General features: G+C 60.9%; 22 protein-coding genes and 2 pseudogenes. 10 read left to right on the top strand and 14 right to left on the bottom strand.

The window, feature by feature from the left end; genetic code table 11:
• Positions 1-347 precede the first annotated feature (347 nt).
• The 7 genes from BEN49_RS21785 to BEN49_RS27255 all read right to left on the bottom strand — a co-directional run bounded on the left by BEN49_RS21785 (position 348) and on the right by BEN49_RS27255 (position 8,041).
• Positions 348-605: a Txe/YoeB family addiction module toxin gene (locus BEN49_RS21785; protein WP_070746574.1), complete on the bottom strand. Its 258-nt coding sequence runs from the start codon at positions 603-605 to the stop codon at positions 348-350.
• On the bottom strand, positions 602-832 hold the full coding sequence (locus BEN49_RS21780; RefSeq protein WP_070746572.1) for a hypothetical protein: 231 nt from the start codon (positions 830-832) through the stop codon (positions 602-604). Before BEN49_RS21780 ends, BEN49_RS21785 begins: the two co-directional genes overlap by 4 nt.
• A gap of 84 nt (positions 833-916) precedes the next feature.
• Positions 917-1,810, bottom strand: a complete 894-nt coding sequence (locus BEN49_RS21775) for a 1,4-dihydroxy-2-naphthoate polyprenyltransferase (protein WP_070746569.1) — start codon at positions 1,808-1,810, stop codon at positions 917-919.
• A gap of 164 nt (positions 1,811-1,974) precedes the next feature.
• On the bottom strand, positions 1,975-2,559 hold the full coding sequence (locus BEN49_RS21770) for a glutathione peroxidase (protein ID WP_070746566.1): 585 nt from the start codon (positions 2,557-2,559) through the stop codon (positions 1,975-1,977).
• 87 nt (positions 2,560-2,646) lie between these two features.
• Complete coding sequence (locus tag BEN49_RS21765; protein WP_070746563.1) at positions 2,647-3,228, bottom strand: LOG family protein; 582 nt, start codon at positions 3,226-3,228, stop codon at positions 2,647-2,649.
• Between the two features lie 89 nt (positions 3,229-3,317).
• Complete coding sequence (gene argS / locus BEN49_RS21760; protein ID WP_070746560.1) at positions 3,318-5,111, bottom strand: arginine--tRNA ligase; 1,794 nt, start codon at positions 5,109-5,111, stop codon at positions 3,318-3,320.
• Between the two features lie 239 nt (positions 5,112-5,350).
• Complete coding sequence (locus tag BEN49_RS27255; protein ID WP_262490242.1) at positions 5,351-8,041, bottom strand: metallophosphoesterase family protein; 2,691 nt, start codon at positions 8,039-8,041, stop codon at positions 5,351-5,353.
• Positions 8,042-8,534: 493 nt separating this feature from the next.
• Between BEN49_RS27255 and BEN49_RS21755 the strand changes: the two genes are divergently transcribed.
• Positions 8,535-9,749: an alpha/beta hydrolase family protein gene (locus BEN49_RS21755; protein ID WP_239692053.1), complete on the top strand. Its 1,215-nt coding sequence runs from the start codon at positions 8,535-8,537 to the stop codon at positions 9,747-9,749.
• A 190-nt stretch (positions 9,750-9,939) separates the two neighbouring features.
• On the opposite strand, the gene BEN49_RS21750 is transcribed toward BEN49_RS21755, so the two are convergent.
• Complete coding sequence (locus BEN49_RS21750; RefSeq protein WP_070746557.1) at positions 9,940-10,914, bottom strand: arginase; 975 nt, start codon at positions 10,912-10,914, stop codon at positions 9,940-9,942.
• A 215-nt stretch (positions 10,915-11,129) separates the two neighbouring features.
• Between BEN49_RS21750 and BEN49_RS21745 the strand changes: the two genes are divergently transcribed.
• Both BEN49_RS21745 and BEN49_RS28425 read left to right on the top strand, forming a co-directional pair.
• Entirely contained in the window at positions 11,130-12,530 is a 1,401-nt protein-coding gene (locus BEN49_RS21745; RefSeq protein WP_070746555.1) for a type III PLP-dependent enzyme domain-containing protein, read from the top strand.
• A gap of 115 nt (positions 12,531-12,645) precedes the next feature.
• Complete coding sequence (locus BEN49_RS28425) at positions 12,646-12,801, top strand: hypothetical protein (RefSeq protein ID WP_158023029.1); 156 nt, start codon at positions 12,646-12,648, stop codon at positions 12,799-12,801.
• Positions 12,802-13,030: 229 nt separating this feature from the next.
• Here the strand turns inward: BEN49_RS28425 and BEN49_RS21740 are convergent, their stop codons facing one another.
• Positions 13,031-13,561: a D-glycero-alpha-D-manno-heptose-1,7-bisphosphate 7-phosphatase gene (locus BEN49_RS21740; protein WP_070746553.1), complete on the bottom strand. Its 531-nt coding sequence runs from the start codon at positions 13,559-13,561 to the stop codon at positions 13,031-13,033.
• Between the two features lie 36 nt (positions 13,562-13,597).
• On the opposite strand from BEN49_RS21740, the pseudogene BEN49_RS31070 reads away from it, so the two are divergent.
• Positions 13,598-13,909, top strand: a pseudogene (locus tag BEN49_RS31070) (FAD-dependent oxidoreductase); the annotation flags it as partial.
• An 88-nt stretch (positions 13,910-13,997) separates the two neighbouring features.
• Positions 13,998-14,927, top strand: a complete 930-nt coding sequence (hemG, locus tag BEN49_RS21735) for a protoporphyrinogen oxidase (RefSeq protein ID WP_083326341.1) — start codon at positions 13,998-14,000, stop codon at positions 14,925-14,927.
• 85 nt (positions 14,928-15,012) lie between these two features.
• Here the strand turns inward: hemG and BEN49_RS21730 are convergent, their stop codons facing one another.
• From BEN49_RS21730 to BEN49_RS29865, 4 genes and pseudogenes are all read right to left on the bottom strand, one after another.
• Entirely contained in the window at positions 15,013-15,507 is a 495-nt protein-coding gene (locus BEN49_RS21730) for a GNAT family N-acetyltransferase (protein WP_083326340.1), read from the bottom strand.
• Between the two features lie 47 nt (positions 15,508-15,554).
• Positions 15,555-16,328 carry a metallophosphoesterase family protein gene (locus tag BEN49_RS21725; RefSeq protein ID WP_070746549.1) on the bottom strand — a complete coding sequence of 258 codons (774 nt, stop codon included), beginning with the start codon at positions 16,326-16,328 and terminating at the stop codon, positions 15,555-15,557.
• 25 nt (positions 16,329-16,353) lie between these two features.
• Entirely contained in the window at positions 16,354-16,812 is a 459-nt protein-coding gene (locus BEN49_RS21720; RefSeq protein ID WP_070746547.1) for a DUF6428 family protein, read from the bottom strand.
• A 166-nt stretch (positions 16,813-16,978) separates the two neighbouring features.
• A pseudogene (locus BEN49_RS29865) lies at positions 16,979-17,137 on the bottom strand (ArsR/SmtB family transcription factor); the annotation flags it as partial.
• 227 nt (positions 17,138-17,364) lie between these two features.
• Between BEN49_RS29865 and BEN49_RS21710 the strand changes: the two are divergent.
• Entirely contained in the window at positions 17,365-18,144 is a 780-nt protein-coding gene (locus BEN49_RS21710) for a polyprenol monophosphomannose synthase (protein WP_070746543.1), read from the top strand.
• A gap of 197 nt (positions 18,145-18,341) precedes the next feature.
• On the opposite strand, the gene BEN49_RS21705 is transcribed toward BEN49_RS21710, so the two are convergent.
• Positions 18,342-20,378, bottom strand: a complete 2,037-nt coding sequence (locus tag BEN49_RS21705) for a transglycosylase domain-containing protein (RefSeq protein WP_070746540.1) — start codon at positions 20,376-20,378, stop codon at positions 18,342-18,344.
• 118 nt (positions 20,379-20,496) lie between these two features.
• On the opposite strand from BEN49_RS21705, the gene purB reads away from it, so the two are divergent.
• The 4 genes from purB to BEN49_RS21685 form a co-directional block, all read left to right on the top strand.
• Positions 20,497-21,837: an adenylosuccinate lyase gene (gene purB, locus BEN49_RS21700; protein WP_070746538.1), complete on the top strand. Its 1,341-nt coding sequence runs from the start codon at positions 20,497-20,499 to the stop codon at positions 21,835-21,837.
• 41 nt (positions 21,838-21,878) lie between these two features.
• Entirely contained in the window at positions 21,879-22,592 is a 714-nt protein-coding gene (locus tag BEN49_RS21695; protein ID WP_083326339.1) for a helix-turn-helix transcriptional regulator, read from the top strand.
• A 240-nt stretch (positions 22,593-22,832) separates the two neighbouring features.
• Complete coding sequence (locus BEN49_RS27250; RefSeq protein ID WP_125917100.1) at positions 22,833-23,261, top strand: hypothetical protein; 429 nt, start codon at positions 22,833-22,835, stop codon at positions 23,259-23,261.
• Positions 23,258-24,406 (top strand): DUF5723 family protein (locus tag BEN49_RS21685; protein WP_204376182.1); only part of this gene is annotated, 1,149 nt, incomplete at its 3' end. The genes BEN49_RS27250 and BEN49_RS21685, both read left to right, overlap by 4 nt.

The following is a 24,406-nucleotide window of genomic DNA, read 5'->3' as shown; positions in this document are numbered from 1 at the left end:
CCCCAGGGCCGAACGGCGAAGCCCCCGGCCAACGGCGAACCCGCGAGCCCGCCCCGACGGGGAGCGCCGCCGTAGCCGTGGCGGCCGCAACCGCAACAGAGACGACCGGGGCCCCAAGCCGGAAGGTGGTACCCAGGGCAACACTGCTTCCAGCGAAACGCTCCCTGCTAGCGAATAAAAAAGCGCGGCCGCCCACATGGGCGGCCGCGCTTTTTTGCAATAGAGGCCCTACTTCATTCAGGAAACCTGTCTACTATTTCAGGCCCGCGACTAATCGGATGCGTAGAGGCAGCACGCCTTTCCCCTGGCAAAGTTTTAGCGTTGTTAACAGGTGAAATATTACTGCATTAGTAATGGTCGCGGCAGGCAATGACTATGATAGTTTCGTTCGTCACTTTGTATACCAAGCGGTGCTCATCATTTAAGCGGCGCGACCAGAAACCAGCTAGGTCCCCTTTGAGCGGCTCCGGTTTGCCAATGCCGGCAAAGGGGGTTCGGCACACTTCGTCTAACAAGCGCACCAAGCGTTGGAACAGCTTTTTGTCTATCGTCGCCCAATCGGTAAATTGTCCGAATGCAGTGGGCGTGAATTGCAAGTTTCTCACTGCGCCCGGTAGTCGTTCAGGTTTACGGAAACCAGGGCCCCACTTTCTGCTTCTTGAATAGACTTAAACAACACGGCCTTCCGGTCGGCATCGCTCAATAAATAGTCCGTCGTATCAACCTCGTCGGCTACGTTGATGACAATGTCTTTGCCGACGAACAGCCTCTTTAGCGCCTCTAGAAAGTTGGCGTCCAATTCGTTGGCGTTGAGATGAAAGGTTGTTTCCATACGAGTAATAGCTATTGATTCAGAATTAGTTACACCAATTTAGGTATTTGGGCTGGGACAATGGTTAGAACTGGCTCCGTTACCCTACACCACCTGCCCTACTCCAAACAGCACTGTGAACACCAGCGTGCTTAAGGCCATTTGCTTCAGCAGCGGGTCGATTTGCAGCGACTCCTGGCGCTGCCAGACTTGGATGGCGTTGAAGAGGAGCAGCGGCGCGGCCAGTACGTAGAGCCACTGCCAGGGCGAGTGGTAGGTGAGGGCCACAAACACCGTGGCGCAGCCCAGCCCGAGCAGCACCAGCAGCCAGTGGTAGCGCCGGGCGTGTCGGGGCCCCAGCCGCACGGGAATCGTGATTTTGCCGGCCAGCACGTCGGACTTAATGTCGCGGATGTTATTGACGTTCAGCACCGCCGTGGCGAAGCAACCCAGCGCGGCGGCGGGCAGCAGCACGGCCAGCGGCAGGGCCCCGGCTTGCAAAAAGTACGTGCCGCACACGCCCACGATGCCAAAAAAGAGGAACACCGAGATGTCGCCCAAGCCGGCGTAGCCGTAGGGCCGGCTGCCCGCGGTGTAGTTCACCGCCGCCCAAATAGCAGCTAGGCCTAGCGCCAGGAAGCCCGCAAACAAGCCCAGGCCCGCCGCTCCCAGCGCCACCCACAGCAGCAGCAGGCCGCTGGCCAGCGCCAGGGCCCCGCAGATGTACATGCCGCGCTTCATTTGGGCGGGGGTGATGGCGCCGCTCTGCACGGCGCGCAGGGGGCCCTCGCGGTGCACGCTGTCAGCCCCGTTTTGCGAGTCGCCGTAGTCGTTGGCCAGGTTGCTGAGGATTTGCAGGAGTACGGTGGTGAGGGCCGCCAGGGCCACCACGGGGCCGTTGAACAGGCCCGCCGCCTTCGCCAAGAAGCCGCCGGTGAGAATGCTGGCCAAGGCCAGGGGCAAGGTGCGCGGGCGAAACGCGGAAATCCAGGGGGACATGGTTCTGGTAGAAATAATTAAAAGCAAATTGTCATCCTGAGCACAGCGAAGGACCTTAGCAGGCATGAACAACTAACAGTAATAATATACTGCGCGTCGTTCAAAACCGTCAAGGTCCTTCGCTGTGCTCAGGATGACAAAGTTGGTGACGAGAAAAGCGGGGATTACTTGGCTGTGATGTCGGCCACCAACTCGGGGCTCAGGGGCGTCACTTTCGAGGGGTAGAATTTCACGACGTGGCCCTGGGCATCGACCAGGTATTTGCAGAAATTCCAGCTGGGGGCGTCGCTCACTGCGCCGTTCTTGGTCTTGTCGGCCAGGAACTTGTAGAGCGGGGTGGCGTCGTCGCCCTTCACGGCCACGGTCTGGAACAGCGGGAACGTCACGCCGAAGTTCTTCTCGCAAAACGAGGCCACTTCTGAGTCAGACGACAGCTCTTGGTTGAAGCTGTTGGACGGGAAACCGAGCACGGTCACGTCCTTGCCGTACTTCTTCGACAGCTCTTCCAGCTCCTTGTACTGCGGGGTGAAGCCACACTTGGAAGCGGTGTTCACGATGAGGATTTTCTTGCCTTTGTACTTGCTCAGCTTCACTTCTTTGCCGTCGATGGTTTTGACGGTGAAGTCGTACACGGTGGGGGCAGCGGCAATTTCCATGGCGGGTTGGGTCGGGGTGGCGAAATTCATGGCCGAGAGGCCGGCCACGGCCAGCGTGCCCAGGCCCAGCAGGCGCAACAGGGAATTTTTCATTAAGATGATTTTGAAGGTGTTGGGGGTGAAATCTGCCGCTTGAACCGGCGCGGCGGCCGCAAGGTTTCCGGCCCGGTGCTTACGGCGCTACGTGGTGCTTGGATTGAGCCATTTCTCGACTTGCGGCGGGCGGTAGGCGGCCAGCTGGGCGAGCAGGCCGGCGGGGCTGGCGTCTTGCAACAACTGGGCGCGGTTTTCGGTCCGCAGTAGCTGGTCGTCGCGCATGCGGTCGAGGGCCAGCAGCAGGTGGTCGTAGTAGCCCGCTACGTTCAGCAGACCCACCGGCTTCTGGTGCAGGCCCAGCTGGCCCCAGGTGAGGACTTCGAACAGCTCCTCCAGGGTGCCGTAGCCGCCGGGCATGGCGATGAAGGCGTCGGCGCGGTCGGCCATTAGCAGCTTGCGCTCGTGCATGGTTTCCACCACGTGCAGCTCGGTGCAGCCCTTGTGGGCCAGCTCCTTATCGTCCAGGAAACCGGGGATTACGCCAACCACTTTGCCACCGGCGGCCAGCACCGCGTCGGCAATGGTGCCCATGAGGCCCACGCGCCCGCCGCCGTACACCAGCGTCAGGTCTTGGGCCACCAGGGCGGCGCCCAGGGCCTGGGCTTGGGCCACGTAGGCAGGGTTGGTTCCGGCACTGGAACCGCAGTAAACGGCGACGCTTTTCATGTGCAGAAAAAGTGTCATTCCGAACGCAGTGAGAATCTGGAAGAGCATTTCCTCAGATTCCTCACTGCGTTCGGAATGACAGGTAAAATTTACATGCGCTCGGGCACCTGGATGCCCAGCAGGCCCAGGGCTATCTTGATTTGGTCGCCCACGCGGGCCGATAGGGCCACGCGCAGGCTGCGCTTCAGCTCGTCGGTTTCCTGGAAAATGGATACTTCGGCGTAGAAGCGGTTGTAGGCTTTGGCCAGGTCGTAGGCGTACTGGGCCACCACGGCGGGCGATAGGGTGCGGGCGGCGTCGACCACCACGGCGGGGTAGCGGGCCAGTTCCTGCACCAGCTCGCGCTCGGTGGGGGCCAGGGCCCCCAGGGCCGCGAAATCAGCGGCTTCGGCAATGCCCAGCTCGGCGGCCTTGCGGCGGATGGCGGCGATGCGGGCGTAGGAGTACTGGATGAAGGGCCCCGTGTGCCCCTCCAGCGCCACCGATTCTTCGGGGTTGAAGAGCATGCGCTTTTTGGGGTCCACCTTCAGCAGGTAATACTTCAGGGCCCCCAGGCCGAGCAGGTGGTAGAGCCCCTCCAGCTCGTCGTCGGACAGGCCTTCGGTTTTGCCTTTTTCGAGGGTGGCGGCTTTGGCGGCGGCCACTACGTCGCGCACCAGCTCGTCGGCGTCCACCACGGTGCCTTCGCGCGACTTCATCTTCCCCGAGGGCAGGTCCACCATGCCGTAGCTGAGGTGGTGGATGGCGGCGGCGTAGGGCTTGCCCAGCTTGGCCAGCGTGGCTTGCAGCACCTGCATGTGGTAGTTCTGCTCGTCGGCGATGACGTAGATGCTGCTGTCGTAGCCGAAATCCTGGTACTTCAGCTCGGCCGTGCCCAGGTCCTGGGTGATGTAGACGCTGGTGCCGTCGGCGCGCAGCAACAGCTTCTCGTCGAGGCCCTCGGCTTGCAAATCGACCCAGACGGAGCCGTTTTCTTTGGTGAAGAACACACCTTTTTGCAGGCCTTCTTCCACCCGCTCCTTGCCCAGCAAGTAGGTACCCGACTCGTAGTAGAACTTGTCGAAATCGACGCCGATGGTGGCGTAGGTTTCGTCGAAGCCTTCGTACACCCAGCCGTTCATCTGGTGCCAGAGGGCCATCACTTCGGCGTCGCCGGCTTCCCAGGCTTGCAGCATCTGCTGGGCTTCGGCCATCAGCGGGGCCTGCTTTTTGGCCACTTCGTTGGTCACGCCTTCGGCTTCGAGCTGCCGGATTTCCTCGCGGTAGTGCTTCTCGAACAGCACGTAGTACTTGCCCGCCAGGTGGTCGCCCTTGAGGCCGGCGCTGGCCGGCGTTTCGCCCTGCCCGAAGCGCTGGTAGGCAATCATCGACTTGCAGATGTGGATGCCGCGGTCGTTCACCAGGTTGGCTTTGGTGACGGTGGCGCCGGTGGCTTTCAGGATTTCGGCCACCGAGTAGCCCAGGAAGTTGTTACGTAAGTGCCCCAGGTGCAGGGGCTTGTTGGTGTTGGGCGACGAGTACTCGACCACCACGCGCTGGGGGCCCCCAGTGGGCACCGGGGCCCCAGCCGGCTGCGCTTGCAGCTGGGCAAAGAGCGCCAGCCACTCGGCGTCGGCAATTTCGAGGTTGAGGAAACCCTTCACCACGTTGAAGCCGCTCACGCGGGGCTCATTGGCTTGCAGCCACTCGCCCAGGGCGCGGCCGATGGGCTCGGGGCCCTGGCCCAGCGCCTTGGTGAGCGGAAACGTGACGAGGGTGAAGCTGCCGGCAAACTCCTTGCGCGTGGGCTGCAAGGCGAGGCTGGCGAGGGGGATTTCGACGCCGAAAACGGCCCGGGCAGCGGTTTGCAGCGCGGTTTTGAGGTCTTGTTCTAACTGTTGCACGGGGCAAAGGTACGGGCTGGCCGTAACCCCCTCTCCTCTTCAAAAATTAGGGCCCCCAGCTTGCCCGCAACGGCCGCCCGCGCCGCCGCCCGCAGCCGACCGGCCTGGGGCCCCCGCGCCGGCCGGGTGGGTGGCCTGCTGCAACTTGGGGCCCTTGGGGTGACTGGCAGGGCTCTCTGCGATAATTGCAAACTCAAAATTTTGATGTTATGCACTGCATAAAATTCCACATCAATGTACTAACGAAGTAAATAATTGGCACCAGTAGGAGCTTCGACAATGAGTTTAAGCGAAGCTTTTAGTTTAATAAAAGTCAGTGCATCAAACCTATCTAAATAATCTTTCACAAAAACTGATGTAATATATTCATGGGCTATAATTCCTACATCGTACATACGCTCAATAAATTTATCAATATTAAGAGAGTAAGACGTATGATCAATATCTAACTCTGTGATATTTTTTTCAAATTCCGCTGTTTGCTCCGCATCTCTGCTGCATTTCATTCCAAAAAGGCAAACTATTACAGCCAGCTCTCTAGTGCACTGTATCCTTGTAATAAAATAAAGGCTCTTCAAACAATATCCTAATGATTGAAACTTATCACTAATCCCATCTAATCTATGAGGGTAAGCAAGTTGATCAGAGAATGATAAAAGTGAAACCATTGCGGAGTTTGCATAATTTCCAGCCATTCTTTCTGTAATTGCCCATTCTTCAAACAACCTTCTATCAACCTCTTGTGTAAGATTATCGAGATATTTTTCAAACATTTCACACGCTTTTTCTACTAATTGTGCCCTACGATATATGTGCAATACTTTAGTAAATATTTTTGCATTATTGGGTTCGTTATCTCTCACAGTGTTTACTATACTCAGAGCGAGTCCCTTCCTTCCTAAATCTGCAAATGCATCAGCAATTTTATAACGCCACGAGGCTAAATCTAGAACATAATCTTGTTTATATAAACTTAATGCAGCATTAACTAAATCAATATAAATAACATCGGTTTCTTCACCCATATTGTCAGTCAGAACTGACAAAACGGTTTGCGCTATTATTGGATGACGAGTATAAACATAATCACTACTAGTAGTAGCAGCAGCTTCTTCACCAAGAGGTTGTAGAACATATTTCCTAAGTAACGGCTCAGGACAGTTAAGAGCATATGCAAGAACTGAACGCGATAAAAAGGAAAATCCCGCTGCATCCATTGCAGAGATATATGATATAGCGTCTAGAAGTGTACGCCCCGAAGTAGGTATAATCCGCTTTGATAACCGTTCCATCATTTTTGCTGCATGCAATTTTAGATCATTTCCATAACGCACAGTCAACAGTGCTCCAAAGAAAGCGCTACCGTGATAATTTATATCTCTTTTTGACGCATTTAATAATGATGATACTTGGTCTTCTTGTTTCGTTTCTTTTAGTTCTCCCAAGCCTTCGTCTCCATATCTACGCCAGCATTTAACAATCTCTTGAGCATCTTCTTGTTGAAGTCCGGATAACCTTTCAAAATAAAATGTACAACCAATTGAGGATAGAGACTGGTTATTGGAAGCCTGCCAATCAGAATCTCTTGAAGCAAGCAAAAAATGCACCCGTCCTCTATTTGCTGGTGGTAAACGCTTTACCAATTGCACTATACTATCTATCAGATTTTCTGCATCATCTATTAATATTAACCAATTAAAATTTGGTAATAATAGTGGAATTATTTGCTCGGGGACAAGTGGATTAGTCTCAACACCACGCCGAAGCACAAGCCAATTATCGCTATTAGTTACTATGTGAAAGGCAGACTGAAGAATTGCTGTTGATTTACCCTCGCATCCAGCACCTATTAAAGCAACTATTATTGAGTTGTTACTTTTGTGTTGACCAATGAAATAATCAGCAATTTTGAAAACGATTTTGCGCTTTGGTATAGATGATGAAGCCGCAATATGCCAACTAGGTATCGCCCCATCGAAATACCTGATAGCTAAACTAGCTTCCAGTGGTTGTTTATATTTTAAAAGATCTTGAGCATTCTTTATAGACCAACCTCCTGGTACTTCTAACGGGGCAGCAACGGGGGCAAGCACTGTATTCCCTCTGCCTGGAAGATCAAAATGCCAAAAATCATTTTTCCTATTAATTTCAGGAAAGGCTATTGCAAGCGACCAATCTTGATGATTTTTATTCCAACTGCGTGGTTGTAAGCTAATAATTTCCTTTTCTAAATTGATTTTTGCCCATAACAATCCGTTTTTATATACGTCATCTTCTCTTGCTTGAAAAGCCGCACCACTTTGAATTGCTAAAAAAGGTTGTCCGCTACCGAACTGAGGTGTTATCCAGTTGTCATGTAAGTGTCCATGCAAATAAATTACATTATTTTTACCAAACAGAGCTTCTATTTGTCGTTTGTGTTCTACTGCAAACCAATCCAAGGGATGATGTCCTAAAACAACTTTGATTTTACAGTCCTTGATATTCTTTAATGCCTTTTCTACTAAATGCTTACCTGGGGACAATTTATTTTTATCTTCATCCCCTTCACACAACCATGCAGTATTAATTCCAATAATTCCTAATTCTCTTTGTTCATCAACAAAATAATATGCACCCTCTTCGGCAGTGATCCACTCTCCAAAATTTTGTGTCGAATCATTTTTACAATATGCTTCGAATCTTCCAGTAACCTGTGCTCTTAATTCTTTCCCATTATCTGATACATCAAAGTAGTAATTTTGTAAATTTAAAAATTTATCTGAACTAAAACCAGGGGTTACATTTCTATTAACATCATGGTTGCCAGGCACTGAAAATGTCCTCTCATCAATATCATCACCCAAAAGTTCCTGCAAAGGATAAAGAAATTGTTCATAAAATATTTTATATTCTGATTCGAGACCTTTATTAGCTATATCACCAGTAATGAAGATATATCAGGCACTATTCCATTTTGCTTTTGACCCTGAACATGAGTCAAAATTTCTTCAAATAGCTGCAGTTGCCCCTGTTTATCCTGTCCGACATGGAAGTCAGATAAATGCAACCAAGTAAGATCATTCTTATTCATAAGTCCCAATCAAGTGTGAAAAATTCAGGAATTTAATGCCTATTAAACCCATTGAGGCATAATAATTTTTAGGCGTATTTGGTGATAAATATTTTAATTTTTGAGAAAGGACTAAAATTCATAATCGTTAGCTTAGCTTCGACTAAAGTAAGATTATAATATCTATTTACAATTTTAATTTGAGCGTCGTGAAAAGCCCCGCCAGCTACTGGCGGGGCTTGCTGTTTCTTCAGCGGCTGGGGCGGCGGGCTGGGGGCCCCGGGGGGCCTTTTGCGGCGGGCGCGGGAACACGGCCGCCGCTGCCAGGTGTTAGGAGGCCAGCTTTTCATCCTCCTTACATCTCTTCTATCGTGTCGATATTTCGTTTAGGGGCCCTGGCGCGGCCGGCCGCCAAGTACCGTTTTGTGTGGCTGCTGGCTGGCCTGGCGGTTGCGCCCAGCTGCAAAAGCAGCGAGCCCGAGCCCACCGCCACCGCCCCGGCCGCCACTACGGTGCTGACGGGCAACACGCTCATCGGCGAGTACAGCGTGGCCACGCTGGCCGGCCGCGTGCAGGCCGTGCCGCTGGTGGGGGCCCTGGCGCGCTACCCCATCCGGGTGTATCGCCTCACCTACCGCACCCACGCGCCCGACGGCCAGGAGATTACGGCCTCCGGGGCGGCGCTGGTGCCGGTGGGCGCGGGTGAGCTGCCGGTGCTCAGCTACCAGCACGGCACCATCACGCCCGACGGCGAGGGCCAGGCCCCCTCCTACTACGCCACGGGCAGCGACGTATGGTCGGCGGTGTCGGTGCTGGCCTCCACGGGCTACGTGGTGTCGGCGCCCGATTACATCGGCTACGGGGCCTCCAAGGCCCTGCCCCACCCCTACGAGCACGCCGCCTCGCTGGCCTCGGCCTCGGCCGACATGCTGCGCGCCACCCGCGAGTTTTGCCAGCAGCAAAGCGTGGCCGTCAACCAGAAGAACTTCCTGCTCGGCTACTCCGAGGGCGGCTACGCCACCATGGCCCTGCACAAGCTGCTGGAAGAGAAATACGCCACCGAGCTGCCCGTCACGGCCAGCGCGCCCGGCGCCGGGGCCTACCACAAGTCGGCCTTTGCCCGCTACATCCTGGGGGCCCAGCAGCCGCTGAGCTTCCTGAGCAGCTACGTGTGGGTGCTGCGCACCTACGACCGCATCTACGCCCTAAACCGGCCGTTCTCCTTCTACTACCAGGAGCCCTACGCCACCCAACTGCAAGCCAACCCGTTTGCCGACGTGCCCACCCAGCAAAGCCAGCTCTTCGCCGATTCCTTCCGCCAAGCCGTGCTGAATAACTCGGACGCCGCCCTCACCGCCGCCGTGGCCGACAACGACATCTACGACTGGAAGCCCCGGGCCCCGCTGGCCCTCTTCCACGGCACCGCCGACGACTACGTGCCCTTCTTCAACTCGCAAGACGCCTACGACGCCATGCAAAAGCGCGGCGCCACCCAGGTGCAGCTGCGCCCCATCCAGGGCGGCAACCACTTCTCGTCGGCCACCACCTACACGCTGGGGGCCTACGCCTTCATCAGCCAGTATTAAGCTAAAGGGTAGCTAATTAGCAAACCTGTCATCCTGGTTACTGAGACTGGCATCCTGAGCGCAGCGAATGATCTGAGGACTTTTGAACGGCGCGCAGTGATTCATTTACTGCAAATCGTTCGGCTGTCCTCAGATCCTTCGCTGCGCTCAGGATGACAGCTTTTTTATCCAGTCACCAGTTTTGGTTCAACTACCGCCGCGCTTCGTCCTCCAGCCGCAGCCGGCGCTCGATGGCCTCGGTGGCTTTTTCGAGGATGTTGAAGGCGTTTTTGGCCATGGTGTTGCCGTTGTCGAGGGTGGGGTTGATTTCGACCATTTCGAAGCAGACGACCCGCTCGTTTTCCAGCAGGTCCTGGCACAGGTTTTCGGCTTCGGAGAGGTAGAGGCCGTCCTCCACGGGCGTGCCGGTGCCGATGCTGAAGCTCGAATCGAGGCTGTCCACGTCGAAGGAGATGTACACCATGTCGCAGCCGCGCAGGTGCTCGTAAATCTCGTGGGCCAGCTGGCGCGCGCCTTTCTCCTTGACTTCGGGCAGCTTGATCCACTTGATGCCCAGTTCTGCGATTAAGGCATCTTCCTGCTCCTCGGTGTCGCGCACCACCACGTACACCAGGTGCTCGGGGCGCAGTTTGGGCCCCGGCTCGGCCAGGTTTTGGAGGCGCTGCCAGAAAAACTCGGTGTCGGCGTCGGGCGTGTTGCGCTGGTGCTGGCGGTTGTCCTGGCCCAGGGCGGCGGCCAAGGGCATGCCGTGCACGTTGCCGCTGGGCGTGGTGTAGGGCGAGTGGATATCGGCGTGGGCATCGATCCAGATGACGCCCAGCGTTTTGTGCGGGTACGCGGCCTTGATGCCGGCAATGGTGGCGTTGGCGCTGGAGTGGTCGCCGGCCAGCACCAGCGGGAACTCGCCGAAGCGCAGCGTCTGCTCCACGGCGCTGGCAATGCCCTTCTGCACGGTGTAAATGGCGTCGATGTGCCGGGCCCACCGGAAGGGCGTTTTCTCGAACAGCACGTGGTTCAAATCCGGCACCACCACCGAGTTGTAGCGGCGGAAGTAGTCGGAGCCTTTGTTGAGGCAGGCCACGCGCAGGGCGTCGATGCCCATGCCGGCCCCGCGGGTGCCCGCGCCCAGTTCGGAGCGCACTTCCAGTAATTTGATGCGTTTCATCGGTCGGTAAGTTAGGAGAGCAAAAGGGCCGCACCGGTCCGCCCAGGGCCCCTGGGGCCCCAAGCGGGCGCTGCCTTGCGGCGGGGCAAGCCCCACCGTAGCCAAGTCGCTTCGTCCATCGTTGCCGATGCGCGGGGAACATTTCTTTCCCCGGGCGGTAGTTTTGAGCCGCCGCCGCAAAGGTCGGCATTCCGCGCCGTTTTCCCCCACCCTCGATGGACAAGTACCACGACCTGATTTCCCAAACCTTCGATTTTCCCACCGCCGATTTCACGGTTCAAAACGACGAGCTACAATTCCACGGCATCGACCTGATGGCCCTGGTCGAGAAGTACGGCACGCCGCTGCGCCTCACCTACTTACCTAAAATCAGCTCCCAAATTCAGCGCGCCAAAAAGTGGTTTGCCGACGGCATCGCCGCCACTGGCTACCAGGGCACCTACTCCTACGCCTACTGCACCAAGTCGTCGCACTTCCGCTTCGTGCTGGAGGAGGCTTTGAAAAACGACGTCCACCTCGAAACTTCGTCGTGGTTCGACATCAGCATCATCCGCCACCTCCACGCCGAGGGCAAGGTCGACAAGCAGCACCACATCATCTGCAACGGCTTCAAGCCCGACGAGTACAAGCACGAAATCACGGCCCTCATCAACGAAGGCTTCGTGAACTGCATCCCCATCCTCGACGCGCCCAACGAGATTGACTACTACGACGCGCACGTGACGGAAAAGTGCAAAATCGGCATGCGCCTGGCCTCCGATGAGGAGCCGCGCTTCCAGTTCTACACCTCGCGCCTGGGCATCCGTTACGCCGACGCCGTGCCGCTCTACGAGCAGCGCCTCAAGGACGACCCGCGCTTCGAGCTGACGATGCTGCATTACTTCATCAGCACCGGCATCAAGGACACGTCCTACTACTGGTCCGAGCTGAGCCGCTTCATCCACAAGTACTGCGAGCTGCGCAAAATCTGCCCCACCCTCACCACCATCGACATCGGCGGGGGCTTACCCATCCAAACCAGCATCCAGCCCGAGTACGACTACCCCTACATGGTGGCCGAAATCCTGCGCACTGTGCAGCGCATCTGCAAGGAGGAAGGCGTGCCCGAGCCCGGCATTTTCACCGAGTTTGGCATCTTCACGGTGGGCGAAAGCGGCGCCATCATCTACTCCATTCTGGACGAGAAACTCCAGAACGACAAGGAGTTGTGGTACATGATTGACGGCTCGTTCATCACCAACCTGCCCGATACCTGGGCCCTGAACCAGCGCTTCATCCTGCTGGCCCTCAACGGCTGGCAGAAATCCTACAAGCGCATCCAGCTTGGGGGCCTCACCTGCGACTCGCAGGATTACTACAACGCCGAGCAGCACCTCTACCAGGTGTTTTTGCCCGAGCGCAAGCCCGCCGACGCGGAGCCGCTGTACATTGGATTTTTCCACACCGGTGCCTACCAGGAAAGCTTGAGCGGCTACGGCGGCATCAAGCACTGCCTCATCCCCGCGCCCCAGCACGTCATCCTCGACCGGGGCCCCGACGGCGTGCTCACCGATACCGTTTTCGCGCCTAAACAGGAGGCAGCCAGCATGATGCGTATCCTGGGCTACACTTCATAAAGGGGCTTTGCACGAAAATTTGCATTTTTCCGTTCGATGGGGGTACAGCTGTTGCGGCGCGCGTGCTATCTTTGAGCCAGTCTCCACTCAGCATCCACCCATTTAGCATTATCTTATGAAAAAGCTTATTCTCCTGGCCGCTGGCGTGGCTACCCTGGGCCTCGGTTCGTGCAGCCAAGGCAAATGCCCCGCCTACACGAGCACTAAGGCTGCTAACCGCGTGTCTTCGCCCGTTATGGCCAGCGCCGCTACCCCCTCGGCCCGCCAGTAATTTTCGGGTTAACGAATTAAAAAAGGCCGGTTTCCAACATGGGAAACCGGCCTTTTTTTGTAGCGCGGACTTTGTAGTCTGCGGCTCTCGCTTCGTCCTACCGATGGCCGCCCGGCCGTAGCGTGGACGCTGCGAGTCCGCGCGTTGCGTTTCGTCCCGCCGTTCGGCGACCGTTCAACCGCGCAGAGTTCACACTACGAACTGTTCAGCGACTGCTCAGAGCCGCGGACTACAAAGTCCGCGCTACATCGCCCAAAATCATATCCGTAGCGGCCGCTAAATCAACAGCATACGGCGTGTGGGCCCCTATTTCGGTGTGGCCTACCAGGATGCCGCGCACGCCCAGCCGGGCTCCGGCCTGCATGTCGCGCACCCGGTCGCCCACAATCCAGCACTGGGCGGGGTCGAGGGTGAAGCGGGCCACGGCTTTTTCCAGCATCCCCGAGTCGGGCTTGCGGAAGATGGATTCGCTCACGCTGGGGTGGTTGTCGCTGAAGTACAGCGCATCCAGCACGTCGCCGCAGGCGGCTTGCAGCTGGGCGTGGCGGGCCTGCACGTCGGCGCCGGTGTAGAGGCCCTTGGCAATGCCCGCTTGGTTGGTGACGACGATGAGGTGGTAGCCCGCGGCTTTGAGGCGCGCCAGGGCCCCGGGCACGCCGGGGCTGACGACGAACTGCGCGGCCTGCCACACGTATTCGCCGGTTTCGTTGTTCAATACACCGTCGCGGTCGAGGAAAATTGCTTTGTGGGGGCCCGTCATGGGGCAAAGCTACGGGCGGGGCCCGACCTTTGCGGAATGAAAATCGCCCTCCTCGGCGGCGGCCTCGCCGGCCTCACCTGCGCCTGGTACTTGCAGCAAGCTGGCGTCGCCTACGATTTATTTGAGGCCGAGGCACGGCCCGGCGGCAACCTGCTCAGCCTGAACCAGCCCGAAGGCTACCTGCTCGAAGCGGGCCCCAACTCGCTCCAGCTCAGCCCCGAGCTGGCCGAATTGTTTGACGAGCTGGGCCTTGACGACCAAGTGCAGGACACGGCCGCCGTGGGCCAGCGCCGCTACGTGCTGCGCGGCGGCAGCTACCGCGAGCTGCCCGGCTCGCCGCCCGCGCTGCTCCGGAGCAGCTTTTTTAGCCTGAAAGGCAAGTGGCGGCTGCTGCGCGAATTCCTGAAACCGCCGGGCCCCGGACGCCGACGAAACCGTGGCCGCGTTTTTCACCCGGCGCTTCGGCTCGGAAATCGTGGACTACGCCGTGAACCCGTTCGTGGCCGGCATCTACGCCGGCGACCCCACCCAGCTGCTGCTGCGCCACACGTTTCCGCAGCTGGCTGCCCTAGAGCAGGCGCACGGCTCGGTGCTGCGCGGCCTGGCCAAGGCCGGCAAGGGCGTGGGGCGGCGGCGCGTCGTCACGCTGCGGGGCGGCGTGCAGGCCCTCACCGACGCGCTGGCCACTCGCCTCACCCACTACCACCCTGGGGCCCACGCCACGGCGCTGGCGCGGGCCGCCGATGGCACCTATTCGTTTCAGGCGGGCGGCGCGGTGCGGGGGCCCTACACGCACCTCGTGCTGGCGCTGCCCACTTACGCCGCCGCACCGCTGCTGGCGGGGCTGTTTCCCGCCGCCGCCGCCGCGCTGGCGGCGGTGCACTACCCGCCCATGGCCGTGGTGTACTCGGCCTACGCCCGCGCCGCCGTGACGCACCCGCTAGAGGGATTCGGGGCCCTGCACCCCAAAGCGGAGGGCGCCTACGCCGCCGGCTCGCTCTGGACCAGCAGCCTTTACCCCGACCGGGTACCGGCGGGCCAGGTGCTGTTCACCACCTTCGTGGGCGGCACTCAGTACGCAGCGGCAGCAGCCCAGCCCGAAGCCGAGCAGCTGGCGGCAGTGCACGCCGAACTGGCTACCTTTTACGGCATTACTGGGGCCCCCACCTGGCAAAGCCGCTACTACTGGCCGCGCAGCATTCCGCAGTTTGACGCCGCCATTGGGCCCGCGCGGGCGGCAGTGGCGGCCCTGGAGGCCGATGGTATTGTGGCCGTGGCCAACTGGCAGGCGGGCGTGGGCGTGCCCGACGTGGTGCGCCACGCCCGCGCCACGGCCCGGGCGCTAGCCGCTGGGGCCCCAGCCTAAGCGCCGCACTAGTTCCACACTGTCCTTATCCGCGAGCGGTGGCAGCAAGTAGGTACAGGTAAATTTAGGATCAGAAAATGATTGGCTAAGAGCAGCCAATAATGCTGCTGCGGCGCTCCAGCAGCAGGGTGTCGCGCCACACGCCGGCCATTTGGCCGATGCGTTCGCGCCGGCCCACTTCCCGGAAACCGCAGGCGGCGTGTAGGGCTAGGCTGGCCGTGTTTTCGGGGAAAATGCCGGCTTGCAGCGTCCAGATGCCCGCGGCTTCGGATGCCGCCGCCAGGGCCCCCAGCAATGCTCGGCCCACGCCCTGGCCCCGGGCCGCGGCGGCTACGTACACGCTCACTTCGGCCACGCCGGCGTACACGCAGCGGCCCGACACGGCCGACAGCGCCGCCCACCCCAGCACCTGCCCACCGGCGGCCAGGGCCACAAGGCGGCTGTGCGGCAGGTGGTCGCGGTCCCACGCGGCCCAGGTGGGGGCCCCGGTGGCAAACGTGGCGTGGCCGGTGGCAATGCCAGCTTCGTAGATGGCGCTGGCCTGGGGCCAGTGCGCAGCGGCGAGGGGTTGCAACGTCATGGCATTGATGATTTTGCGGTTTAATTGTGCTTAGAGCAATTCTGGGGTTAGTAAGCGCGGCGCAGCATGTCGGCGTATTCATTCGGCAGCGGAGAGGCCTCCACGGCCGTCGCGGCCCGCTCCACGTCGTAGGCCACGCGCACGAACTCGCTGCGCAGGCCGGTCGGGTCGGTTAGGGTCGTTTGCTGGTCGAGGTGCAGCAGCAGGTAGGCGGCGCGGGGGTCGCCGTCTTTGGGCTTGCCCACCGAGCCGATGTTGAGGGCGTGCCGGTAGCGGGTTTCGCCTTCGTGCGGGTACGGCAGGGCCCGGTGGTAGGGCTTGTGGGTGTGGCCAAACAACAGCACGTCGGCCCCGGCCTCTGCCAGCACGCGCAGCATACTTTGCTCGGGCCGGTCTTCGAACAGGTACTCGTTGATTTTGCGGGGCGAGCCGTGCACCATCAAGAGGCTGAGCGTCGCGGGCTCGTCCTGGAAATCAAGCCGCATATGCTTGGGCAGCAGGCGCAGGTAGCGGCGCTCGTCAGGGCCCACTACGGCGTTAGTGTAGGCAATGCTTTGGGCCCCCAGAGCTTTTTCCGCGTCGGTTTTGTAGGCGCAGCCGCAGTCGCTGCTGGCCAGGCCAATGTCCTGGTCGTAGTTACCGGCCAGCGTGGGGATGCCGCGCCGCCGGATTTCGGCCACCACCTCGTTGGGCCAGGGCGCGTAGCCCACTAGGTCGCCCAAGCAAAATACCAGGTCGGGCCGCCGCTGGTCGAGGTCGGCCAGCACCGCTTGCAGGGCCGGCAGGTTGCCGTGCACGTCGGAGAAAAAGGCAATCGTCATGGCGTGAAGGCGAAGGAAAAGAAGATTAGCAGCAGCCCCCGCCCGGCGTGCAGCCGGCCACTTGCAGCTGGGGCAGGGCAAAGAGGGGCTCCGGCACGCCGCAGGCGTCGGGCGCTAGGCAGGCCGTTTGCTTGGGGGTGAGCAGGAAATCCGTCCCGTCGAAGGCCAGGCCAAACTTGCCGATGGTGGCCTGCTGGTACTCCACCTCAATGTCGAGGTCAGCATGGCCCAGAATTTTTTCCGCCAGCTGGAGGATGCGCAGGAATTTTTGGGGCCCTAGGCGGTGGTCGTAATCGCCGGCTTCCCAGAGCTGAAAGTTGGCCGCGGTTTCGGTGCGCTCGACGCCGCCGCAATCCACGAAGTGCTTGGTTACCAGCCCCACTTCCGTTACGTGGAAGTGGGCCGGCAGGTACACGCCGCTGGGCAACTTGAAGTTCACGGCCGTCAGCGTTGGCAGGGCGGCCTTCAATTCGGAGATTTTCATGGCAATTTTTTTTAGCGAGTGGGGCCCCGGGCTTAGCAGGCACAAGCCGCGTCGGGTGGCAGTCGGTGGCGGTGGCTTCGAGGAAGAAGTTGGCGAAGTGCTGCTGCACCTGGCGCAGCAGCGCGGTGTTGAGGCAGTAGCAGACGGTGAGCCCGTCAATCTCGCCGCGGATCAAGTCCAGCGCCTTCAGCTCCTGCAGGTGCTGCGCCACGGTGGTGCGCGCCAGCGGCAGCTCGGCCGCGATGTCGCCGGAAATGCACGTTTGCTTACTGGCCAGCAGCTGAATGATGGCCACCCGCGCCGGGTGGGCCAGCGCCTTGGCCATGCGGGCCAGCTGCTGCTGGTCGGCAGTGAAAGCAGCGGTTTTGGCGTGAGTCATCGGGCGGGATTCGAGTATGACGTAAATATACGACATACCATGACGTCCTTTTACGTCATAGCAACTTTTTAATTTTTTTTGTGCCTTTCCAGGGCCCCAGGGCTAGCCGCGCTGGGGCCCCAGCCAGTAGCCCCAGGGCCCACACGGGGCCACTGCCCCTATCTTTGCCGCTAATGAACAACGGCCTCGTCCTGATCCCTACTTACAACGAGCGCGAGAACGCCGAGCAAATCGTGCGCAAAGTGATGGGCTTGCCGCGGGCGTTCGACGTGCTGGTCATCGACGACGGCTCGCCCGACGGCACGGCGGCCATTGTGCGCGGCTTGCAGGCCGAGTTTCCGGGCCGCCTGTTTCTGGAGGAGCGGCCCGGCAAGCAGGGCCTGGGCACGGCCTACATCCACGGGTTCCGGTGGGCCCTGGCCCGCGGCTACGGCTACGTGTTCGAGATGGACGCCGACTTTTCGCACAACCCCGACGACCTCGTGCTCCTCTACAACGCTTGCGCCGTGGAGGGCTACGACGTGGCCATCGGCTCGCGCTACATCCAGGGCGTCAACGTGGTGAACTGGCCGATGGAGCGCGTGCTCATGTCGTACTACGCCTCGTGGTACGTGCGCTTCGTGACCGGCATGCCCATCCGCGACGCCACGGCGGGCTTCAAGTGCTACACGGCGCGGGTGCTGCGCGCCATCGACTTCGACCGCATCCGCTTCGTGGGCTACGCCTTCCAGATTGAGATGAAGTGGCGTGCCTTCCAGCTCGGCTTTAAGATCAAGGAGGTGCCCATCATCTTCACCGACCGCACCCGCGGCACCTCTAAAATGTCGAAGGGCATCGTGCAGGAAGCCTTTTTTGGCGTGCTGCAAATGAAAATTAGCAGCTGGCTGCGCCCCAAGCCGAAGCCCGCAGGGGCCCCAGCCGTGGCGGGCCCAAGCGGCCTGGAGGCGGTTTAAAATGACCGCCTATCTTGTGCGGTTTCTTATTTGAAAAAACGTTACTAAAACCGAAAGGGCCGCCCTGCAATATGCAAGGCGGCCCTTTCCTTTTTTTAGCCCGGGGCCCTATTTCGGGGCCTCGGCGGGCGCGGTGCTGGGAGCAGCGCCGGCCGCGGGGGTTGCGTCGGCGTCCTTGGCGGTGTTCAGCAGGTCAATCAGGTTGATGGATTCGAACTGGCTGCTGTCGCCGGCGACACGGTGCGGGTGGTGTCGCGGGCCGTAACGATGTAGCCGCGGGCCGGGCCGTTGAGGTTCACGCCGTAGGTCAGGTTGTCGCGGTCATTTTCCGAAATCAAGCCCCTATTGGCCATGATGTCGGCAATCAGCTTGAAGAAGTAGCGCGTGCTGGAGCGCAGGCTGCCGTAGCTGTTGAAGGAGAAGCGGTAGTACTTGGGCTTGGGGATGATGCTGGCCAGGTACAGGCTCTCGGGCAGGTTCAGCTCGCTGGGGCGCTTGCCGTAGTAGAATAGGGCGGCCTCCTTCACGCCGTACACGCCGCGCTTGCCGCTGGGCCAGCGGTAGTTGCTGGGGCCCCACTCGATGATGTTGAGGTAGACTTCGAACATGCGCTGCTTGCTCACGAGGCGCGTGTTTTCGATGAGCCACACAATCAGCATCTCCTCGGCCTTGCGGCCCACGGTTTTTTGGCGGTTCAGGAACACGTTTTTCACCAGCTGCATGCTGAGCGTGCTGCCGCCGCGGGCGAAGCGCTTCTCCTTAATGTCCTGGATGGCGGCGTTCACAAAGGCCTTCTCCATGAAGCCGCGGTGGGTGAGAAAGCGCGGGTCTTCGGCCGTCATGATGGCCGATTTCAGGTAGCCGGCCACGTCGTCGTAGTGCGTAAAATCGGGGTTGGAGGGCCCCACGGGGAAGGTGCGCAGCGAGTCGCCCTTGTCGTTGTAGGCGGTGTAGGCGAAGTCGCCGTTGAGCTTGCCTAGGTCTTCGGCCCCGAAGCGGGTGATGCGGAAATCTTTGCTGGCTTGCAGCGACGAGTTGAGGTGCAGGCTGTCGACGTTGGCCAGGTCCACGTCGGCGCGCAGGTGGTAGGCCAGCGTACCCGTGCCCTGGGTGCCGGCCACCACGTCGAACATGCCCTCGGGCAGGGAAGCGAAAAAGGCGTTGGTGGGGGCCGCGTCGGAGTCGATGCGCAGGCGCACGGCCAGCTTGGGCTTGAGGCGCACCGAAATTTCGGGGTGAAACACCAAGTCGTTGAGCACCACGCGGGAGCCTTCTTCCAGGGCCACGGTGGCGCGGCCCAGCGCGGCCACAAAATCGAGCTGCCCGCGGTGCACCACAATGTCTTCCGAACCCAGCCGGGGCTGGTAGAGGCTGAAGTTGCGGGCCGCCAGCGAGCCGCGCACCGTGAGCTTGCCCCCGGTGTCGTCGTCGGAAAAATCCTTGCCCGCCATGCGCACCAGCACCGTGTCGAAGCTTACCAGGGCCCCGAAGCGGCGCGGCACGTAGGGCAGCTGCACGGGGCTGCCCACCCCAAACACGCGCGCCGTGAGGGCGTAGTCGCCAGCCTCGACGTGGCCGTTGATGCCCAGCTCGTTCACCACCGAGTCGATGGTGGCCGTGAGGCGGCCGCTGATGTCACCGTCGGCAATTTGCAGGCGCGGCAGGGCCAGCAGGGCCTGGTGGCGCGGGCTGTCGTAGCGCACCACAAAGTCTTGGAAGTCAGCCTGACCGGGCACGTTGTCGAAGCCGGCTTCGAGCAATTGGTTGAGCAGCAGGCCGTAGTTGCGGCCGGCGGCGTCGTTGCGCGGAGCCGCGGCCGGCTGCTTCTTTTTATTGAGCAAGAAGCCGAAGTTGTCGGTGGTGGCCGTTTTATGGGCCGTGAGGCGGGCGTGCTGGATTTGCAAGTCCGAAAACACCGGTCGCCCGGCAAACAGCGACCGGATGCTGAGGCTGGCCTGCAGGCGGCGCGCGGTGAGCAGCGTGTCGGCGGGGCGGGCGGTGGGCACGAGGCTCATGCCCTTGATTTCAACCGTGTTGAGGTCGGTGAACTGGGCGGGGCCCAGGGCCAGCGTCACGGGGTATTTGCGCTCCACACGGGCCTTCACCTCGCGCAGGGCGTAGGCCAGCAACTGCTGGCGCTTCCACTGAAAAATGCCGAACGCCAGCAGCAGCAGCACCACGAAAGCGCCCGCCACGCCGATGAGAATCCGTTTGGTGGAAGGGGAAATGCGCACAGAGCAGAAAAATGGGTTCGGGTAGTCGGGGCCAAAGGTAGGCAGAACGCGGGGCCCCTGGCCCGGGCGCGGGCGCCGTGGCGGGGGCCCCGCCGGCCGGAGGCCCTACTTTTGCGCCATGCTTTCGCCCCTCACCGCCCTCTCGCCCCTCGACGGGCGCTACCACCGTACCACGGCCGCCCTGGCCCCCTACTTCTCCGAACTGGCCCTGATGCGCTACCGCGTGCGGGTCGAGGTGGAGTACTTCATCGCCCTGGCCCAACTGCCGCTGCCGCAGCTGAGCAGCGTTTCGGCCGATGCATTTCCGGCCCTGCGCCGGCTCTACGCCGAATTTGGCGAGGAGCAGGCCCAGGCCATCAAGGCCCACGAGGCCGTGACGAACCACGACGTGAAGGCGGTGGAGTACTTCCTGCGCGACGAGTTCACGAAGCTCGGCCTGGGCGATTCCTTGGAGTTCATCCACTTCGGCCTGACCTCGCAGGACGTGAACAACACGGCCATTCCGCTGAGCCTGAAGGACGCCTGGGCCGACGCGCTGGGGCCCCAGTTTGCCACCGTCACGGGCCGCCTCACGGCGCTGGCCATTGCCTGGGGCCCCATCCCGATGCTGGCCCGCACCCACGGCCAGCCCGCCTCCCCCACCCGGCTGGGCAAGGAAATAGAGGTGTTCGTGGCCCGGCTCGAAGGCCAGCTGGCGCTGCTGGCTCAGGTGCCCTACGCGGCCAAGTTCGGCGGGGCAACGGGCGGCTTCAACGCGCACTTCGTGGCCTACCCGGACACCGATTGGCACGGCTTCGCCCGGCAGTTTGTGGAGGAAACGCTGGGCCTGACCCGCACCTTCCCCACCACCCAAATTGAGCCCTACGACAACCTGGCAGCCTTCTGCGACGGCGTGAAGCGCTTGAACACCATCCTCATCGACCTGTGCCGCGACGTGTGGCAGTACATCGCCATGGGCTACTTCCGCCAAACGGTGAAGGCCGGCGAGGTGGGCTCGTCGGCGATGCCGCACAAGGTGAACCCCATCGATTTTGAGAACGCCGAGGGCAACCTGGGCGTGGCCAACGCGCTGCTGGAGCACTTCGCTGCCAAGCTGCCCATCTCGCGCCTCCAGCGAGATTTGACCGACTCGACGGTGCTGCGCAACCTGGGCGTGCCGCTGGGCCACGTGCTCATCGCCCTGAACTCGCTGCTGCGCGGCCTGGGCAAGCTGGCCCTCGACGAAGCCGCCCTGGCCCGCGACCTGGAGGCCAACTGGGCCGTGGTGGCCGAGGGCATCCAAACCATCCTGCGCCGCGAAAACTACCCCGACCCCTACAACGCCCTTAAGCAGCTCACGCGCACCGGCGAGGCCATTTCGGCCGCCACCATCGCCCGCTTCGTGGAGGAATTGAACGTGGCCGACGGCGTGAAGGCCGAGCTGCGGGCCCTGACGCCGGCCACCTACGTGGGGCGTTAGTGCAAATTTTCATTCGCTCTTCACTATGTTAGCGGGGCCTAATGCGCTGGGCCGCTGGGGCCCTGGCGTGTGGCTCCGCTACCATGACGATTGACGAGGAATTGATTGAGGCCAAAATCCGCGAGGTTGCGGCAACGGACGGCTTCTACCCGGGGGTAACCATCCTTCACAACATCCGCACGACGACGGTCGTGTACATGTCGGCCAACGGCTTGCAGGAGCTGAACACCACGCTGGCCGAGCTGCGCGCCCTGGGCCCCGACTATTTCGCGCGGTACTTCAATGTGCAAGAGGCGCAAGACTACGTACCCAAAATATTTGCGCTGCTGGAACAGAACGACCTGAACCAGAGCATTTCGTTTTTCCAGCAGGTGCGCACCGGCCCCGGGGCCCCGTTTGCCTGGTACCTCAGCGCCACGCGCCTGCTGCTGCGCGGCACCGACGGCCGGCCGCTGCTGACCACCACCCTGGCCCACGCCATCGAACCCGCCAGCCACGTCACGCACAAAGTGCAGCGGCTGCTCGATGAGAACAACTTTTTGCGCAGCCACCACACCCGCTTTGCCACCCTGACGCGGCGCGAGCGTGAAATATTGCGCGGCGTGGCCTTGGGCCAAACGGCGCAGGAAAGCGCCGGCCACCTGTTCATCTCGCCCCAAACCGCCGAAACCCACCGCCGCAACCTGCGCCGCAAGCTGCAAGCCGAGTCGGTGTTCGAGCTGGGGCAGTACGCCCGGGCGTTCGATTTGATTTGAACCGGTGCGCCGCCGCCGCTGGGCGCAGCGCGGCCCGGCGGCGGCGGCGCACCAGATAAATATACCTTTAAATAGGTATTTTTATATACAACAGCTTGGGGGACCTTTGCTTGGCGTAGGCGCTGCCGCTGTTAGCGGCGGCGGCCTACGGCCCGCGTGCGCCGGGCGCTGGCCAGCCTTTGCGGCCGCCACCCGCAACCCCGGCGCAGGCGGTGCTTCCATCCCCAACCCCTTACGCCCGTGAATGCACCGCTACCTCCTTTCGTTTTTCGCCGGGGCGCCGCGTGCGCTGGGCTATTCTGGCTAGCGGCTGCCCCACCAGTTGCGGGCCAGGGATGGATTGGGCTGACCCACAGCAACTACGCTGGCACCAACACGGCCTACGTCAACCCCAGCGCCATAGCCGACGCGCGCACGTCCTTTTACTTGAATCTGGCGGGGGGCGACGTTAATTTCTACAACAACTACCTGCAACTCGACCTGCCCCAGCGGCCCTGGCAAGAGGGTTTTTCGTTCAAGAAAGAATACCTCCGGGAACGGCTGAACGGGGCCCCCAAAACAGGCGGCGCCAGCGCGGAAGTGCGCTTGCCGTCGCTGATGCTGGCCCTGGGGCCCCGCGCGGCCCTGGCCTTCACCAACCGCGGGCGTTTGGGCAGGCCAGCAACGTGAGCGAAAGCCTGGCCCGCCTGGCCCGCCACGGCCTGGGCGACGCCGACCGCCTGGGCCTGGCCAACCAGGTGCTCGAAGACAACCGCTTCAACCTCCACCTCAACAGTTACCACGAATTCGCCCTCACGTACGCCCGCACCTTCGCGCCCAACCCGGTGCACTTTTTCAAGGGCGGCCTCACGCTAAAGTACCTCGTGGGGCTGGGCGGCGGCTATGTGCTCAACGAGGGCACCGGCTACCAGGTGTACGGCCGCGACAGCCTGCAGCTGCGCAGCCCCAGCGTGAGCTACGGCTACACCGACACCCAGGCGTATGAGCGGGACGGCCAGGGCCTCGGCGCACGCTACGGCAGCCAGCGCCTGGGCCAAGGCTACGGCGCCGACCTGGGCTTCACCTACGAATGGCGGCCCCAGCCCGCGCAGTACCAGTACCGCATGGACGGCACCGACCGCGACGACCCGACCCAGAACAAGTACCGGCTGCGCGTGGGGGTGGCCCTCACCGACGTGGGGGCCCTCCAGTACGCCAACGAGCGGTACGTGCACCGGGCGGCGCTGGCCAATACCCGCACCGTGCAGCTGGGCCAGCTCGACACGCTCACGTTCAATCCCCTCTCTTCGGTGGGCCCCACGCTCGAACGCTTGGTGGGCCTGCGCAGCCAAGCCCGGCGCTTCACCAGCTACTTGCCCGCCGCCTTGCGCGTCACGGCCGACTACCGCCTGGCCAACCACTTGTACGCGGGCGTGCTGTGGACGCAGAGCCTGCTGCCAGCCCGCACCGTCGGCAGCCGCACGCCCAGCGCGCTGGCCCTCACGCCGCGCCTCGAATTCAGCCGCGCCGAAGTAGCAGTGCCGCTCATTTGGGCCAACAACTACCAGAACTTCCAGGTAGGGGCCCTGGTACGGCTCGGGCCCCTGTTTGTGGGGTCGGACAACCTGGGCGGAGTTTTTGGCTTGACCACCGCCACGGGCGCCGATTTTTATTTCGGCTGGGCCCTGGCCTTGCACCGCCACCGCCCCAAAGACCGCGACGGCGACCAAGTGAGCGATAAATACGACAAGTGCCCCAAGCAGCGCGGTACCTGGGAGCAGAAGGGGCTGCCCGGCCGCCGCCCGCGCCTGCCCCGCCCCATGCCCAGCGCCCCC

Source organism: Hymenobacter coccineus (assembly GCF_001816125.1).
Lineage (GTDB): Bacteria > Bacteroidota > Bacteroidia > Cytophagales > Hymenobacteraceae > Hymenobacter > Hymenobacter coccineus.
The sequence above is the reverse complement of the archived record's forward strand: the minus strand, read 5'-3'. Positions and strand labels throughout refer to the sequence as shown.

Coding starts and splice junctions, on each gene's coding strand:
- BEN49_RS21780 (WP_070746572.1), bottom strand. CDS start 832: ATGGAAACAACCTTTCATCTCAACGCCAACGAATTGGACGCCAACTTT.
- BEN49_RS21775 (WP_070746569.1), bottom strand. CDS start 1,810: ATGTCCCCCTGGATTTCCGCGTTTCGCCCGCGCACCTTGCCCCTGGCC.
- BEN49_RS21770 (WP_070746566.1), bottom strand. CDS start 2,559: ATGAAAAATTCCCTGTTGCGCCTGCTGGGCCTGGGCACGCTGGCCGTG.
- BEN49_RS21765 (WP_070746563.1), bottom strand. CDS start 3,228: ATGAAAAGCGTCGCCGTTTACTGCGGTTCCAGTGCCGGAACCAACCCT.
- BEN49_RS21750 (WP_070746557.1), bottom strand. CDS start 10,914: ATGAAACGCATCAAATTACTGGAAGTGCGCTCCGAACTGGGCGCGGGC.
- BEN49_RS21745 (WP_070746555.1), top strand. CDS start 11,130: ATGGACAAGTACCACGACCTGATTTCCCAAACCTTCGATTTTCCCACC.
- BEN49_RS28425 (WP_158023029.1), top strand. CDS start 12,646: ATGAAAAAGCTTATTCTCCTGGCCGCTGGCGTGGCTACCCTGGGCCTC.
- BEN49_RS21740 (WP_070746553.1), bottom strand. CDS start 13,561: ATGACGGGCCCCCACAAAGCAATTTTCCTCGACCGCGACGGTGTATTG.
- BEN49_RS21730 (WP_083326340.1), bottom strand. CDS start 15,507: ATGACGTTGCAACCCCTCGCCGCTGCGCACTGGCCCCAGGCCAGCGCC.
- BEN49_RS21725 (WP_070746549.1), bottom strand. CDS start 16,328: ATGACGATTGCCTTTTTCTCCGACGTGCACGGCAACCTGCCGGCCCTG.
- BEN49_RS21720 (WP_070746547.1), bottom strand. CDS start 16,812: ATGAAAATCTCCGAATTGAAGGCCGCCCTGCCAACGCTGACGGCCGTG.
- BEN49_RS21710 (WP_070746543.1), top strand. CDS start 17,365: ATGAACAACGGCCTCGTCCTGATCCCTACTTACAACGAGCGCGAGAAC.
- purB (WP_070746538.1), top strand. CDS start 20,497: ATGCTTTCGCCCCTCACCGCCCTCTCGCCCCTCGACGGGCGCTACCAC.
- BEN49_RS21695 (WP_083326339.1), top strand. CDS start 21,879: ATGCGCTGGGCCGCTGGGGCCCTGGCGTGTGGCTCCGCTACCATGACG.